The sequence below is a fragment of the Delftia sp. DT-2 genome (assembly GCF_028401915.1).
In the GTDB taxonomy this organism is placed as follows: Bacteria; Pseudomonadota; Gammaproteobacteria; order Burkholderiales; family Burkholderiaceae_C; genus Comamonas; species Comamonas tsuruhatensis.
Window position 1 is genome coordinate 1 of sequence record NZ_JAQOTI010000025.1, and the last position, 14,331, is coordinate 14,331.

The 14,331-nt window shown below is 64.7% G+C and carries 12 protein-coding genes and 2 pseudogenes; 8 read left to right on the top strand and 6 right to left on the bottom strand.

Annotated elements, in window-relative coordinates:
• Positions 1 to 63: 63 nt before the first annotated feature.
• From PO605_RS29020 to PO605_RS29035, 4 genes and pseudogenes are all read left to right on the top strand, one after another.
• A pseudogene (locus tag PO605_RS29020) lies at positions 64 to 368 on the top strand (RHS repeat-associated core domain-containing protein); the annotation flags it as partial.
• Positions 369 to 476: 108 nt separating this feature from the next.
• A complete protein-coding gene (locus PO605_RS29025) occupies positions 477 to 920 on the top strand; it encodes an Imm58 family immunity protein (RefSeq protein ID WP_442855477.1) in 444 nt (147 codons plus the stop codon).
• Between the two features lie 104 nt (positions 921 to 1,024).
• Positions 1,025 to 1,330, top strand: a complete 306-nt coding sequence (locus PO605_RS29030) for a hypothetical protein (protein WP_156136020.1) — start codon at positions 1,025 to 1,027, stop codon at positions 1,328 to 1,330.
• 439 nt (positions 1,331 to 1,769) lie between these two features.
• Complete coding sequence (locus tag PO605_RS29035) at positions 1,770 to 2,633, top strand: DUF4034 domain-containing protein (RefSeq protein WP_047471115.1); 864 nt, start codon at positions 1,770 to 1,772, stop codon at positions 2,631 to 2,633.
• A gap of 68 nt (positions 2,634 to 2,701) precedes the next feature.
• Here the strand turns inward: PO605_RS29035 and PO605_RS29040 are convergent, their stop codons facing one another.
• Positions 2,702 to 4,030: a sulfatase family protein gene (locus PO605_RS29040; protein WP_047471117.1), complete on the bottom strand. Its 1,329-nt coding sequence runs from the start codon at positions 4,028 to 4,030 to the stop codon at positions 2,702 to 2,704.
• Positions 4,031 to 4,115: 85 nt separating this feature from the next.
• Positions 4,116 to 5,093, bottom strand: a complete 978-nt coding sequence (locus tag PO605_RS29045; RefSeq protein ID WP_047471119.1) for a tripartite tricarboxylate transporter substrate binding protein — start codon at positions 5,091 to 5,093, stop codon at positions 4,116 to 4,118.
• Positions 5,094 to 5,195: 102 nt separating this feature from the next.
• Here PO605_RS29045 and PO605_RS29050 point away from each other — a divergent pair, with 102 nt between their 5' ends.
• The gene (locus PO605_RS29050) at positions 5,196 to 5,711 is read left to right on the top strand and encodes a MarR family winged helix-turn-helix transcriptional regulator (protein WP_272207248.1); all 516 of its coding nucleotides are present in this window, start codon (positions 5,196 to 5,198) and stop codon (positions 5,709 to 5,711) included.
• Between the two features lie 58 nt (positions 5,712 to 5,769).
• Entirely contained in the window at positions 5,770 to 6,753 is a 984-nt protein-coding gene (locus tag PO605_RS29055) for an alpha/beta hydrolase (RefSeq protein ID WP_016452096.1), read from the top strand.
• 13 nt (positions 6,754 to 6,766) lie between these two features.
• Here PO605_RS29055 and aldA read toward each other — a convergent pair whose 3' ends face one another.
• The 4 genes from aldA to PO605_RS29075 are packed head-to-tail and all read right to left on the bottom strand — an operon-like array spanning position 6,767 to position 11,550.
• Positions 6,767 to 8,200 carry an aldehyde dehydrogenase gene (aldA, locus tag PO605_RS29060; RefSeq protein ID WP_272207249.1) on the bottom strand — a complete coding sequence of 478 codons (1,434 nt, stop codon included), beginning with the start codon at positions 8,198 to 8,200 and terminating at the stop codon, positions 6,767 to 6,769.
• Between the two features lie 16 nt (positions 8,201 to 8,216).
• The gene (locus PO605_RS29065; RefSeq protein ID WP_047474140.1) at positions 8,217 to 9,026 is read right to left on the bottom strand and encodes an HpcH/HpaI aldolase family protein; all 810 of its coding nucleotides are present in this window, start codon (positions 9,024 to 9,026) and stop codon (positions 8,217 to 8,219) included.
• 11 nt (positions 9,027 to 9,037) lie between these two features.
• Complete coding sequence (gene rhmD, locus PO605_RS29070; RefSeq protein ID WP_016452099.1) at positions 9,038 to 10,225, bottom strand: L-rhamnonate dehydratase; 1,188 nt, start codon at positions 10,223 to 10,225, stop codon at positions 9,038 to 9,040.
• Positions 10,226 to 10,254: 29 nt separating this feature from the next.
• Positions 10,255 to 11,550 (bottom strand): MFS transporter, encoded by a 1,296-nt coding sequence (locus PO605_RS29075; protein ID WP_047474141.1) that lies wholly within the window; start codon positions 11,548 to 11,550, stop codon positions 10,255 to 10,257.
• 250 nt (positions 11,551 to 11,800) lie between these two features.
• Here PO605_RS29075 and PO605_RS29080 point away from each other — a divergent pair, with 250 nt between their 5' ends.
• Together PO605_RS29080 and PO605_RS29085 are read left to right on the top strand one after the other, a co-directional pair.
• The gene (locus PO605_RS29080) at positions 11,801 to 12,775 is read left to right on the top strand and encodes a LysR family transcriptional regulator (RefSeq protein WP_231574529.1); all 975 of its coding nucleotides are present in this window, start codon (positions 11,801 to 11,803) and stop codon (positions 12,773 to 12,775) included.
• Positions 12,776 to 13,111: 336 nt separating this feature from the next.
• A pseudogene (locus PO605_RS29085) lies at positions 13,112 to 14,095 on the top strand (YifB family Mg chelatase-like AAA ATPase); the annotation flags it as partial.
• Positions 14,096 to 14,331 lie beyond the last annotated feature (236 nt).

Genomic DNA, 14,331 nt, shown 5'->3' on the forward strand with positions numbered 1-14,331 from the left:
GCAGGCCATGAAAGATTGGTACCAGACCCACCCGCACCTGTTTCACAAGCGACCATATGATCGTACGGGATGCGACATCTAGGCACACCCATGGCCCTGACGGACCAGACAGGCCAGGTGGCCTGGGCCGCAAAGCTGGGCCCTGAGGCAATGTGCTGCAGGAATACAAGCCGCAGGGCATCCACCAGGCGATCCGACTGCCGGGGCAGCACCATGACAGGGAGACGGGGCTGTAGTACAACCGGCATCGGTATTACGAGCCGATGGTGGGGAGCTACATCAATCAGGATCCGATTGGGTTGATGGGAGGCAATAATCACTATATCTACCCTGTAAATCCCACGGGGTGGATAGATTCGTTAGGCTTACAGCAAGCCTACGTTGTTAATTTTCCAGATTATCCGGTGGAGTACGCCGAAGGTAAAACAAGCACGTGGCTTGGTGGGCATAGTGGTGTGTTGACATATGATACTTCAGTGAAAACACAATACTTTGAATACGGTATATACAACCCAAATGCAAAAGGAATTATTGGCTCTAAACTACCCCAAGACGACGGGCAAGAGATGCCGCCAAAGCAGGTCAATAATTTTATGAAAATAAACAAATCATTTATCTTGATAATTGCGCTAATTTTGGTGATTATTTACTTGGCATACTCGGTTGTCGATAAATCAATAACATTATCTTACTCAAATCAAGGGTGTGAATCAGCGCGTGCAGATATTGATAATGTCATTTCACTCATCGAGCGCGAATGGAGAGGAATGGATATGGAGCAGATTGCATATAAGTTAAAGAATTCATCCATCAATAAAAAAGCAGTTAACTCTCAAATAAAAATGGAAAATGATCTAATATGGTACGGTGATGTTAGATTTATTTTCTCTTCGGACCGATTGGTAAAAGTTGAATATTAAAAATAATATGGAATTTCCTGAGGTCAACTTCTGAGAGCGACATATGAGGTCCTTTTGGGCAACGACAGCATTATTACAGGGTCTGCCTGGTGATGAAAGGGCAGATGGAAGCATTACTCTACGGTAAAGGCACAGACGATGTTGATGGAGGGAACATCCATCGGATATCAAACATGCACATGTTCAACTACATGCACGAAGAATCAATTGTGATGAAAATATACAAAAATGAATATGGAATATTAGTTATGATAATAGGTGTTTTAACGGCTGTCGTCGGTGGTATTCTGGCTTTTTTATGGTTACCGCGAGGCGGTGCCGTTGTTGGTTTGATTGGAGCTATTCTTGGAATTTTTGGGTTGATTATTCATTTTTCAACAAACGTCAAAAGCATATTCGGCGGCGATTAATCGACCCATGAGATTTAATTAATATTGCAAATAGCTCTTGAACCATTCATTGCTTCAGCGATTGCTTTCCGATTATCTATTCATGAATCAATATAATTCCATCACTGGGTTTACGGAATAATGACTAGGGTATTTGCAATATTATTTTACATCACGCTATTTCTTCTTATATCTTCTAACTTATACAATTCCAAGTTCAGTCTTATTGGGAATTTATTTCAGACTGCAGTTTTCTTCGCATTCTTGTACGAGCATGGCTACAAGCTCTTCTGGAAGAATGGCGATGCAATAATGTTCCTTGCAGCATATCTTCTTCCATTTTTTATTGTTCTGCTTCTATTTCTCACGGCACTTTGATTTAAACAGGAGTTTGGAGAAATAAATATTGGCTTATTAGTTTTAAATCATTAAATAACACAACCATTTCCAAGAGGGACACATGACCGCAAAAACCACCCAAACCCTGATCCGCATCCTGCTCGCCACCCTGTCTCTCTCCGCAGCCACTGCCACCTACGCCGCGCAGTGCCCGCTGATTCCCGATGGCAATGCCACTCTGGAAGAGTCCGAGAGGGCTGCACTGCTCAGCGAGTTCAAGTTCGAGGCGCTGGACAAGGAACTGGCCCGCAGGCACAAGAAGAATCTTTCTTCCTCGGGCGGGGACTTGTTGACCATGCGGGATCTGCTGGGACTGCAGCAACTGAGCCTGCAGGAAGAGAACGTGATGCGCATGTGGGCGGATCAGCAGCCCAAGTCGTTCTTTGCCCAGCTCAATGCGGGCCTCTATTACGGCAACAAGGCATTTGGCGCCCGTGGCGAGGCGCCGGCCTCCAGGGTGACGGGCAGCCAGTGGAACACTGTCAAGCAGCTCAGCGCGAAGGCCCAGCCGTATCTGCAAAAGGCCATGGCGCTGGATGCCCGCTCGGCCTTGCCGCAGACGATGCTGATTGGATTGGCCGCGATGGAAAACCAGGTGGGTGGACGTACTGCGGCGCAGTGGCTGCAGGCGGCCGATCAGGCCGATCCCAAGAACCTGGCGGCCCGCGTCAATGCCCTCAATTACCTGAGCCCGCGCTGGGGCGGGTCCTTGGAGGGCCTGGACCAAATGGTGTCACAGGCCGTGAAGTCGCTGCCTTCGGCCAGCGCCAGCTATCTCCAATACAACCTGGTGCTTGCCAAGGCCAGCCATTACGAAGTCATGGAGAAGGACAAGAGCAAGGCCCAGGCCCTCTACAAACAGGCCAAGGACATGTGCGAAAACTCGGAGGCCGCACGGGCGGGCATGGTCAGGACGTACCAGTAATCAGGAAACAAGGCAGGCCCAAAGGCCTGCCTTGTTTTATCGCCCACAGCCTGCGGGCACACACACCCTCAAAACGTCGCCGAAGGCAGATCCTGCCGACTGAACACCAGCGACACCTTGGCTTCTTCCGGAATGGGCGGCAGTGAAGCATCCCATTGCTGCCAGGCTGCGCGTAGCTCGGCCAGGCGCTGGGGCTCGCGGTCGCGCAGATTGGCGCGTTCGCGCGGGTCATGGGCCACGTTGAAGAGGTATTCCACGCCTTCGATCTGCAGGTATTTCCAGTCGCCGCGCACCAGGGCGCGCTGGGCGCGGTGCTTCATGCGCCAGCACAGGTCGCGCTCGGGGTTCCAGGTACCGTCTTCCATCAGGGGCAGCAGGCTGACGCCGTCCAGCGGGTAGTCGGCGTGGCCGTCCACGCCCGCGGCGGCCAGGAAGGTGGCCGACCAGTCCATGGTCAGGTTGGGCGTGTCGCTGACGGCGCCTGCCGGCATGCGGTCAGGCCAGCGCGCCAGCAGGGGCACGCGGATGCCGCCTTCGAGCAGGTCCATCTTCTGGCCGATGAAGGGCCAGTTGTTGGAGAAACGTTCGCCGCCGTTGTCGCTGGTGAAGACGATGAGCGTGTTCTCGGCCATGCCCTTTTTCTCGAGCGCATCCAGCACCCAGCCAATGCCTTCGTCCATGTGGTGGATCATGCGCTGGTAGGTCTCGATGGTGCCGCCGTCGGTGTGCTTGCCGAAGCCGCCGATGCGCCGCGATTCCGCCAGGTCGTCGCGCGTGAGCCAGGGCCAGTGCGGGGCGCTGTAGTGCAGGGACAGGTAGAAGGGCTTGTCGGCCGTCTGGCGCTCGACGAAGTCCACGGCGCGGCGGCTCAGCAGGTCGGTGAGATAGCCCTCTTCCTCGTGCGGCTCCTCGTTGATCCAGAAGTCGGGGCGGCCACGCGGGTCGCAGTGGGCGAAGTAGTCGGCGCCGCCTGCGTGAAAGCCGTAGAACTCCTCGTAGCCCGACATGCGCGGGCCGAAATGCGGCGGGTAGCCCAGGTGCCATTTGCCGACCAGGGCGGTGGCGTAGCCGGCGTCGCGCAGCAGCGAGGCCACGGTGGGATGGTCGGGCGGCAGGCCCAGCACCTTGTCGCCGTGGACGCTGGCGATCGGCTCCTCGGCCGCGCCGCGCAGGCGGTACTGCCAGCGGCCCGTGGCCAGGGCAAAGCGCGTGGGCGAGCACACGGCCGAGTTGGAATAGCCACGCGTGAAGCGCATGCCCTGCGCGGCCATGGCGTCCAGGCGAGGCGAGACATCGGTGGCGCGGCTGTGCGCATCGCGCGCGCCCGTGCAGCCGAGGTCGGCATAGCCGAGGTCATCGGCCAGGATGAAGATCAGATTGGGGCGCTGGGTTGCCATGGGAGCCAGGAGACAGTGGATGCGTTGGGAAAGGGAGTATCGCCAAAACGGCGGTGCCTCAGGGCCACAGGCCCTGGTGGCGGCTTCAGTCGTTGGTCAGGTGGATGCGCCTGACCAGGGCGGCCCACTGCGCGGACTGTCCCTTGGCACGCGCCTGGGCCTCGGCCACGGTGGAGCCGACCATCTCGATGTCCAGGGCCTTGGCGCGTTCCTTTTGCTCGGGTGCGCGGATGGCCTCGTTCATGGCGTCGACAAAGCGTTTTTGCACGGCAGGCGGCACGCCCTTGGGTGCGGCCAGCAGAATCCAGAAGGTGCCGTCGAACTCGGGAAAGCCCGACTCGGCAATGGTCGGCAGCTCGGGCGCCAGCGCCGAGCGCGTCTTGCCCGAGGTGGCCAGGGCGATCAGCTTGCCGCTCTGGACCTGGGGCAAGACCGTGGGGCCGGCCAGGAAGCCGCAGTCCACCTGGCCGCCCAGCAGGTCCTGCATGGCCGGCGCGGGGCCCTTGTAGGGCACATGGACCATCTTGGCGCCCGAGGTAGCCAGCAGCGATTCCATGACCAGGTGGCCCGGCGAGCCCGCGCCGCCCGAGGCATAGGTCAGCTCGCGCGTCTTGCTGGCGGCCACCATGTCCTTGACCGACTTGAAGCCCGTGCCCGGGCCGCAGACCAGGGTCTGCGAGAAGCGCGCGGCCACGACCAGGGTTTCCAGCGCGTCGGCCTTGTAGCCCATGTTCTTGTAGACATGGGGGTTGACGGTGAGCACGGGGTCCATGGCCCACAGCCAGGTGTAGCCATCGGGCGCGGAGCGCGCGACCTCGGCCGCGCCGATGTTGCCGTTGGCGCCCGGCTTGTTGTCCACGACCACGGCCTGGCCCAGCGCCGCCTGCATGGCGGCGGCCACGGGGCGCAGCGAGATGTCGGACGGGCCGGCCGGCGGATTGGGCACGACGATGCGGATGGGCTTGGCCTTGGGCCATTCCTGGGCCAGGGCGGGCGCCGCGCACAGGCCGGCGGCGACCAAAGCCAGGGCGGCACGCGCCAGGGCTGCGAGGGGGCTGGGCATACTTGTCTCCTTGTCGTTGTCTTGCGGCCAATGTACGCAGGCCGCCGACAATGCATCTAATCCATCATCCCTAGCGTAAACCCGAAACCGGCCCGCGAGTCCATGACCGACCTCCACCGCTGGCGCCACCCCGCCGTGCTCGACGACGTGTTCCTCTACCACCTGGCGCGGCTGCAGGCGGCCGCTGGCAGCCGCGTGGTGCGCCTGTGCGAGGGCCGCTACGGCATCACGCGGCGCGAATGGCGCATGCTCTGCCTGCTGGCCGAGGCCGGGCAGCTGCAGCCCTCGCAGCTGGCCGAGCAGGCGCAGCTGGACCGCACGCGCACCTCGCGCGCGGTCACGGCGCTGCTGGCCAAGGGCCTGGTGTGGAAAGAGAGCCAGGTGGGCGATGCGCGCCGCGCACTGCTGCGCCTGAGCGACACGGGCCGCGCCCTGCATACCGAGCTGTTCCCGCAGGTGCAGGCCATCAACCGCGAGCTCATGGACGCCGTGCCCGAGCCCGAGCTGCAGGCCATGGCCAGCGCCTTTGCGCGCATCCGCGCCCGGGCGCGGGAGCTGGAGGCCAGCAGCCCGCCGCCCAAGGCGCCGCGCAACCGCAAGCGCGCGGCCTCGACCTGACAGGGCCGACAGACAAGCATGCTCCAATGGCACGCAGATCAACTCTGCGGCCTTTCCCATGAAAGCTCTACTCCTCGGCCTGGCGGCCGCCATCTGCGCAAGCACCACCATGGCCGCACCGGCCACGGCCGTCCTTGGCGAAAAGCCGCTGCAGGCAACGGGGCCACTTGACCCACTGCGGGGTGTTCTGCTGATGCCGAGCCAAAGCGCGCCGCCGGTCGTACTGATCGTCCCCGGCTCAGGCCCCACCGACCGCAACGGCAACAGCCCGTTCGGCCTCAAAGCCTCGACCTACCAACTGCTCGCACAGGAACTGGCCACCCAGGGCATTGCCACCGTACGCATCGACAAACGTGGCATGTTCGAAAGCTACAAGGCCGTGGAGGACCCCAATGCCGTGACCATCCAAGCCTATGCCGAAGATGTGCACCACTGGGTGGACGCCATCCGCAGCGAGACCGGTGCCCAATGCGTCTGGGTGCTGGGACACAGTGAAGGTGGACTGGTCGCTCTGGAGGCTGGTCAGGGCCGCTCCGATATCTGCGGACTGATATTGGTAGCAGCTCCTGGTCGCCCAATGGGGCAGACGCTTCGGGAACAGCTCAAGGAAGACCCCGCCAATGCACCGATCCTGGACCAGGCGTTACCGGTCATCGATGCGCTGGAAGCAGGCAGGCGCGTGGATACCCGCCAGATGGACAGGCCGCTCAACACCATGTTCCATGCCAGCGTACAAGGCTTTCTCATCAACACCTTCGCGCTGGACCCCGCTCGCCTGATAGCGGGCTATTCCAAACCCGTGCTCATCATTCAAGGTGAGCGCGACCTGCAGATCAAGCCAAAGGATGCTCAGCGTCTGGCCAAGGCTGCACCGAACGCCAAGCTTGTGCTGTTGCCCGCAACCAACCATGTGCTCAAGAAGGTGGAGACCAACGATCGCGCTGCCAATCTTGCAACCTATGACAAGGAGGGGCTGCCGCTAGTGCCCGGGGTTTCCAGCACCATTGCCCGGTTCATAACGTCAGCCACCGTGAAGCGATAGGCGAGCCGTTGGCTCACCCCTGCAGGTACACCACGTGCGTGTGCGTGTACTCGTACAGGCCGTGCTTGCCATCAGCCCCGCCCACGCCGGACTTGCGCACGCCCGCGTGGAAGCCCTGCATGGCCTCGAAGTTCTCGCGGTTGATGTAGGTCTCGCCGAAGTCGATCTCGCGCATGGCCTGCATGGCCTTGGACAGGTCGCGCGTGTAAAGCGACGAGGTCAGCCCGTATTCGCAGTCGTTGGCCAGGGCGATGGCCTCGTCCAGGTCCTCCACCACCTGGATGGGCAGCACGGGGCCGAAGATTTCCTTGCGCATGATCTCCATGCCGGCATGGCAGCCGGCCAGCACCGTGGGCTGGAAGTGAAAGCCCGCGCCCAGGTCTGCGGCCTGCCCGCCCGTGACCAGTTGCGCGCCGTCGGCGATGGCCTGGCGCACCTTGGCCTGTACGCTGTCCAGGCCCTTTTGGTTGATCAGCGGGCCCATTTCCACGTCGGGCCGCGCAATCGGGTCGCCGTAGCGCGTGGCTGCCATGGCCTGGGCGATGCGGGCCGTGAACTCGTCGGCCACCTGGCGCTGCACGTAGACGCGTTCGGCGCAGTTGCAGACCTGCCCGGTGTTGATGATGCGCGAGTCGTGGATGGCGCGCACGGCCAGGTCCAGGTCGGCATCGGCCAGCACGATGGCCGGGGCCTTGCCGCCCAGCTCCAGGTTGAGCTTGGTGATGTGGGGCGCGGAGGCTGCGGCGATGCGCTCGCCCGTGGCCACGCTGCCCGTGAAGCTGACCATATCCACGCCCGCATGGCCGGCCAGCGCAGCGCCCGTGCCGCCCTGGCCATAGACCACGTTGAACACGCCGGCCGGCAGCTCGCACTGGGCCAGCAGCTCGGTGAAGGCATGGCAGTTGATGGGCGTTTCCTCGCTGGGCTTGATGACGATGGTGTTGCCCGTGAGCAGGGCCGGCGCCATCTTGCGGGCGATCAGGAAGAAGGGGAAGTTCCAGGGCAGGATGCCCGCGACCACGCCCAGCGGCTTGCGCAGCAAAAAGATCTGCTCGTTGGCCCGGTCGCTGGTGATGACCTCGCCCTCGATGCGGCGCGCCCATTCGGCCATGTAGTCCAGATAGTCGGCGGTGAAGTTCACCTCGACCTCTGCCAGGCCCAGGACCTTGCCCTGCTCCTCGGTGATGGTGCGCGCAATGCGCGCGGCGTTGTCGCGGATGCGGGCCGCCACGCGGCGCAGGTACTGTGCGCGCTCCACGGCCGGGCGGCGCGCCCAGGCCTTGTGGGCGCCGCGCGCGGCGGCGATGGCGCGGTCCACATCGGCCTGGCTGGACAGGGGCGAGCGCGCCAGCACCGCGCCCGTGGCGGGGTTGGTCACCTCATGCAGTTCGGCGCTGTCGGTGAAGCTGCCGGCGATGAAATTGCGCAGCACGGGAAGGGATGCCATGGAGTTCTCCTTGGGTTCAGTAGGTGCGGGATGCAGGGGCCGCCTGGTCCGTGGCTTGCGTGGCGCGATAGCGCCCCAGATTGGCCAGCGCGGCCTGGCGCAGCAGGCTGATGTCTATGCCCACGGCGATGAAGCGGCAGCCCCAGTCCGCATAGCGGCGCGCATCTTCCTCGCGCGGCGCGAGGATGCCGCAGGCCTTGCCGGCAGCCAGCGTGGCCTGGACGGTGCGGCGTATGGCGTCCTGCACCTCGCCCTGGCTGGCGTCGCCCGCATGGCCCATGCCCGTGGACAGGTCGGCGGGGCCGATGAAGACGGCGTCCACGCCATCGACGGCCGCGATCTCGGCCGCATTGGCCACGCCCCGGGGCGACTCGATCTGCACGATCAGGCACAGCTGCTCATGCGCCGTGCGGATGTAGTCGGGCACGGCATCCCAGCGCGTGGCCCGCGTCAGGCCGCCGCCCACGCCGCGCACGCCATGGGGCGGGTAGCGCATGGCGCGCACCAGCTCGCGCGCCTGTTCGGCCGTCTCCACCATGGGCACCATCAGCGTCTGCACGCCCACGTCCAGCAGTTGCTTGATGAGCACGGTGTCGCCCTGCACGGCGCGCACCACCGGGTGCGTGGCATAGGGCGCCACGGCCTGCAGCTGGCCCAGCAGCGTGGGCACGGTGTTGGGGGCATGCTCGCCATCGACCAGCATCCAGTCGTAGCCCGTGGTGGCGATGATCTCGGCCGCATAGGGCGTGGCAAAGCCGGCCCAGATGCCGTACAGCGGCTCGGCGCGCCGCAGCGCGGCCTTGAAGGGGTTGGCAGGCAGTTGCATGGGGGGCTCCTTCAGTGCGTGTACGGGCGGTGCAAGGCGCACTCGGGATTGAGCTCCACGCCGAAGCCAGGCCTGTCCAGCGCCGACAGGCGCATGCGGCCGTTGACGGGCACGGGCTCGCCCAGCAGCTGCGGATGGAACATGGGCACGACCTCGTCGGCCTTGGGGGCCATCATCAGGAACTCGGCAAACGGGCTGTTGTGGCGCGTGGCCACGAAGTGGTAGCTGTAGACGCTGGAGCCATGCGGGATGACCAGGGCCTGGTGGGCATCGGCCAGGGCCGAGATCTTGAGCAGCTCGGTGATGCCGCCGCACCAGCCCACGTCGGGCTGGATGATGTCGCAGCAGCCCATCTCCAGCAGCTGGCGAAAGCCCCAGCGCGTGGCCTCGTGCTCGCCCGTGGTCACCAGCATGCCGGTGGGCACGTTCTTGCGCAGGGCCGCGTAGCCCCAGTAATCGTCGGGCGGCAGGGCCTCCTCGATCCACTTGAGGCCATGGGCCTGCGCACCCTGGGCCAGGCGCGTGGCGTAGTTCACATCCAGGCTCATCCAGCAGTCCAGCATGAGCCAGAAGTCCGGGCCCACGCGCTCGCGCATGGTGGCCAGCTCCTGCAGGTTGCGGCGCAGCCCTTCCTCGCCCTCGGCCGGGCCGTGGTGCAGCGGCATCTTGCCGCCGATGAAGCCCATCTTCTGTGCCAGGTCGGGCCGCGCGCCCGTGGCGTAGAACTGCAGCTCGTCGCGCACGGCGCCGCCCAGCAGCTGGTGCACGGGCTCGCCGCGCACCTTGCCCAGCAGGTCCCACAGCGCCAGGTCCACGCCCGAGATGGTGTTGATGACGATGCCCTTGCGGCCGTAGTACAGCGTGGACAGGTACATCTGGTCCCAGATGCGCTCGATGTCAGTCACCCGGGCGCCTTCGAGGAAACGCGCCAGGTGCTTTTCGACGATGTAGGCCGCAGGCTCGCCGCCCGTGGTCACGGCAAAGCCCACGCGTCCGGCGCTGTCCTCGATCTCCACCACCAGCGTGCCCAGCACGTTGATGCCGAAGCTGCGGCGGCTTTGCCGGTACTCGGGGTACTTGGCCATGGGCGTGGCGATGTGGTCGTCGATCCAGTGGCCGTCGGACTGGTCGTGGTAGTCGGCGCCGCCGCCCTTGAGCGTGAAGGCGCGCACCTGCTTGATGGTGGGGATCTGTGTCATGGGATGGTTGTGCTCCGTGTGCAAGTGGTTCAGGCGGCCGACGGTGCGGCCAAGGCCGGCGCCAGGCGTGCGCGCACGCCCAGCACCAGGGCCGCAGCCAGCAGCGTGGTGCCGGCCAGCAGGTACAGGCCGGCCGCCGGGGAGTGGAAAAAGCCCTCGGCCCAGTTCTTGACGATGGGGGCGGTGAAGCCCCCCACGGCGCCGAGGGAGTTGATGAAGGCGATGCCGCCAGCGGCCGCAGCGCCGGCCAGCGTGTTGGCGGGAAAGGTCCAGAACACGGGCTGCACGGCGATGAAACCGGCCGCCGCCAGGCACAGCGCGGCCACACCCAGCAGGGGGCTGGAGAAACTCACCGATGCAGCCATGCCCACGGCAGCCATCACCAGCGTCAGGCTGGCGATGCCGCGCGGCTGGCCTGTTCGCTCGGCATGGCCCGGAATCCACCAGGCGGCCAGCAGCGCGCACAGCCAGGGAATGGCCGAGACCACGCCCACCAGCAGGCCCACCTTGGTGCCCAGCAGGCCCGCCACCTGGCTGGGCAGATAGAACACCACGCCATAGACGCTGGCCTGGATCAGCAGGTAGATCAGCGCCAGGTAGAGCACGCGCGGCTGGCACAGCGCGGCCAGCAGGCTGTGGCCGTGGCCGCCCTTGGCGCGCTCTTCGCTGTCGAGGATGTCCTGCAGCAGCGCCTTGTCCTCGCGGCTGAGCCAGGTGGCGTCGGCGGGGCGGTTGTCCAGGTGGAAATACGCCCAGATGCCCACGGCCACCGCCATCAGCCCCTCCACCGCGAACAGCCACTGCCAGCCGTGCCAGCCACCGATGCCGTCCAGCTCCAGCAGCAGGCCCGATAGCGGGCTGCCGAAGATGAAGGCCAGCGGCGCGCCGAAGTAGAAAAAGCCCATGGCCTGCGCGCGGTGCGCTGCCGGGAACCAGTAGGTCAGGTACAGGATGACGCCGGGGAAGAACCCCGCCTCGGCCACGCCCAGCAAAAAGCGCAGCACATAGAACGTGGTCTGGTCGTGGGCGAACATCATGGCCGCCGACACCAGGCCCCAGGTGACCATGATCCGGCACATCCACATGCGGGCGCCCACGCGGTGCATGATCAGGTTGCTGGGCACTTCCAGCAGCGCATAGCCTGCGAAGAACACGCCCGCGCCAAAGGCGAAGGCCGCATCGCTGATGCCGGTATCGGCCTGGAAGGCCACCTTGGCAAAGCCCACGTTGGCCCGGTCCAGGAAGGCCATGATGTACATGAGCAGCAAAAAGGGCAGCAGGCGCCAGGAGATCCTGGCGAGCAGGGGAGCGGGGAGTTTTTTCATGACGGTCCTGAAGGCGATGGAGAGCCATCACGCCCACAAAAATGGGGGCGCGGAAGGCGTGCTTTTTCGGAAGGCGAGAGGCGGCTGCGGCTTGGGGGCCGGTCGCGTCAGCGCGTCATGAAACAGGCGATGGGCTGTGCATGTCTTGTCTCCTGGATTGGGTCTGTTTTTTCTTGTCGCAGGGCCAATGTACGGCGCATGATCGATGCTCAACAAATCGAATTTCGGTCACATCCGATACCTTGCGCTTATGCCAGACAAGCCGCCCGAATCCGCCCCGCCCGTGCTGCACCGCAGCCTGCTCAACCGTCTGCGCTACAAGCACCTGCACATGCTGGTGGCGCTGGGATCGAGCCTGAACCTGCACCGCGCATCGCTGAGCCTGGCCATGTCCCAGCCTGCAGCCACGCGCATGCTGCGCGAGATCGAGGACATGTTCGGCTGCCAGCTCTTCGAGCGCCTGCCGCGCGGCATGCGGCCCACGGCGCTGGGCGCGCAGCTGGTGCGGTTTGCCGAGGCCTCGCTCAACAGCCTGGACCGCTGCGCCGAGGACCTGGCCGCGCGCCGCCAGGGCGGCTACGGCTACCTGTCCATCGGCACCATCATGGGCGCAGCACCCGACCTGGTGATGACTGCCGTGGCCCGCATGAAGGCGCAAAGCCCGCAGTTGCGCCTGCGCATCATGGGCGACACCAGCGACCAGATCCTGCGCCTGCTGGACCAGCGGCGCATCGACCTGGCCATTGCACGGCGCAGCCCCACGGCAGACAGCAGCGGCTACAGCTTCGAGGAACTGGGCAACGAGCGGCTGCTGCTCGTCGTGCGCAGCGGCCATGCGCTGGCGCGCCGGCGCAAGCTCGACTGGGAGGAACTGGTGCGCGACTGGCCCTGGATCCTGCAGCCGGCCACCAGCCCTGCGCGCATCGCGCTCGACCAGCTGCTGCAGCGCCTGGAGCTGCCCGCGCCGGCCGACATCATCGAATGCAGCTCGGTGTACTCCATGCAGCAACTGGTGCAGCTGACCGATGCCGTGATGCTGCTGTCCGAATCCGCGCTCAAGGACTATCTGCGCATGGGCCTGGTCAGGGCGCTGCCGGTCTGCATCGACGTGCCCATGGCGCCCTTCGGCATCCTCACCCGCACCGACGACGCGCCCACGCAGGAGCAGCAGCGCTTCATCGCGCTGCTGCGCGCGCAGGCCCGGGGGCTGGCTCAGGCCGGCTGAGCCAGCACCGCTCGCGTTTCGACCTGCAATCTCGCATGGCGCAGGGGAACGGCCGTTGCCGGGCCTGCTCGGCGGCCTGCCGTCGCGCGGCTTCGGCTTCAACACCGGCGTGCAGTTCATGGGCTACTACACGGCCGTGCTGAGCGTTCCGGCGCTGGTGAAGCTGTTCTGATTTTTGCGCTGCAAGGGTCAGAACATTCTGAGATTTGGGTTCAGCGCCGCGCCCGCCGCCCACAAGGCCCAAGGCCGTTGCCATACTGGGTCACCGAAGCCGCCGCACCGCTGGCGGCTTCTTCCTTTGTGTGGCTTTGTGTCTGTCGTTCCTGCGAGGTGCCCATGGGTCTGGCCCTGGTTCAAAGTCGTGCGCTGCTGGGGCTGGCCGCCCCGCGTGTCACCGTGGAAGTGCATCTGGCCAACGGCCTGCCGTCGTTCACGCTGGTGGGTCTGGCCGATGTCGAGGTCAAGGAAGCGCGTGAACGCGTGCGCTCGGCGCTGCTGAACTCCGGGCTGGAGTTCCCGAGCAACAAACGCATCATCGTCAACCTGGCGCCCGCCGACCTGCCCAAGGATTCGGGGCGCTTCGACCTGCCCATTGCGCTGGGCATTCTCGCGGCCAGCGGCCAGATCAATGGCGATGCGCTGGCCGACTACGAATTCGCGGGCGAGCTGTCGCTGTCGGGCGCGCTGCGGCCCGTGCGCGGCGCGCTGGCCACGGCCCTGGCCCTGCACCGCCAGCAGGACGGCGCCCGCCTGGTGCTGCCGCCGGGCAGCGCGCAGGAGGCGGCCTTCGTGCCGTCGGCCCAGGTGTTCTGCGCGCACCACCTGCTGGACGTGGTGCGCCGCTTCATCACACGCTCGGCCAATGCCCTGGTGCAGGCGGAGCAGGACACGGACGATGCCTGCTGCAGCGACGAAAGCGAGGACACCGAAGAGACCGACGAAACCGACGCCTTGCCGGCAGCAGGCGACACCCATACATGCCCCGGCCCGGGCTGGCATGCGGTGCAGCCGCAGCCCGCCGTCGCCGTGCGCAGCAGCCTGGACCTGGCCGAGGTGCGCGGCCAGGCCCAGGCGCGGCGCGCGCTGGAGATTGCGGCGGCCGGAGGCCACGGCCTGCTGCTGGTGGGGCCGCCGGGCTCGGGCAAGTCCATGCTGGCCCAGCGCTTTGCCGACCTGCTGCCGCCCATGAGCGACGACGAGGCGCTGGAAGCCGCCGCCATCGCCAGCCTGGCCGGCCGCTTCACGCCCGAGCGCTGGCGCCAGCGCCCCACGGCCAGTCCCCATCACACGGCCAGCGCCGTGGCCCTGGTCGGAGGAGGCTGTGGATTCCACCAAAAAACTGAACTACACAATAAAATCCTTAACTCGGGCGGAAGCGCACAGCATTAGTTTTCCACACTGACCTTCTGTTTTTGCGGGGCGCAGCCGCGATGGACTGCGGCGAAGCGTTGCCTGCAGGCACATAGAACTCGTGGCGGTAGGGCTGAGCTGGGTCACCAGGGGCTGCCTGGCGTGAGTGGGTCCCACGCATCGGGACCACCCGAGGCCTCGGCGTC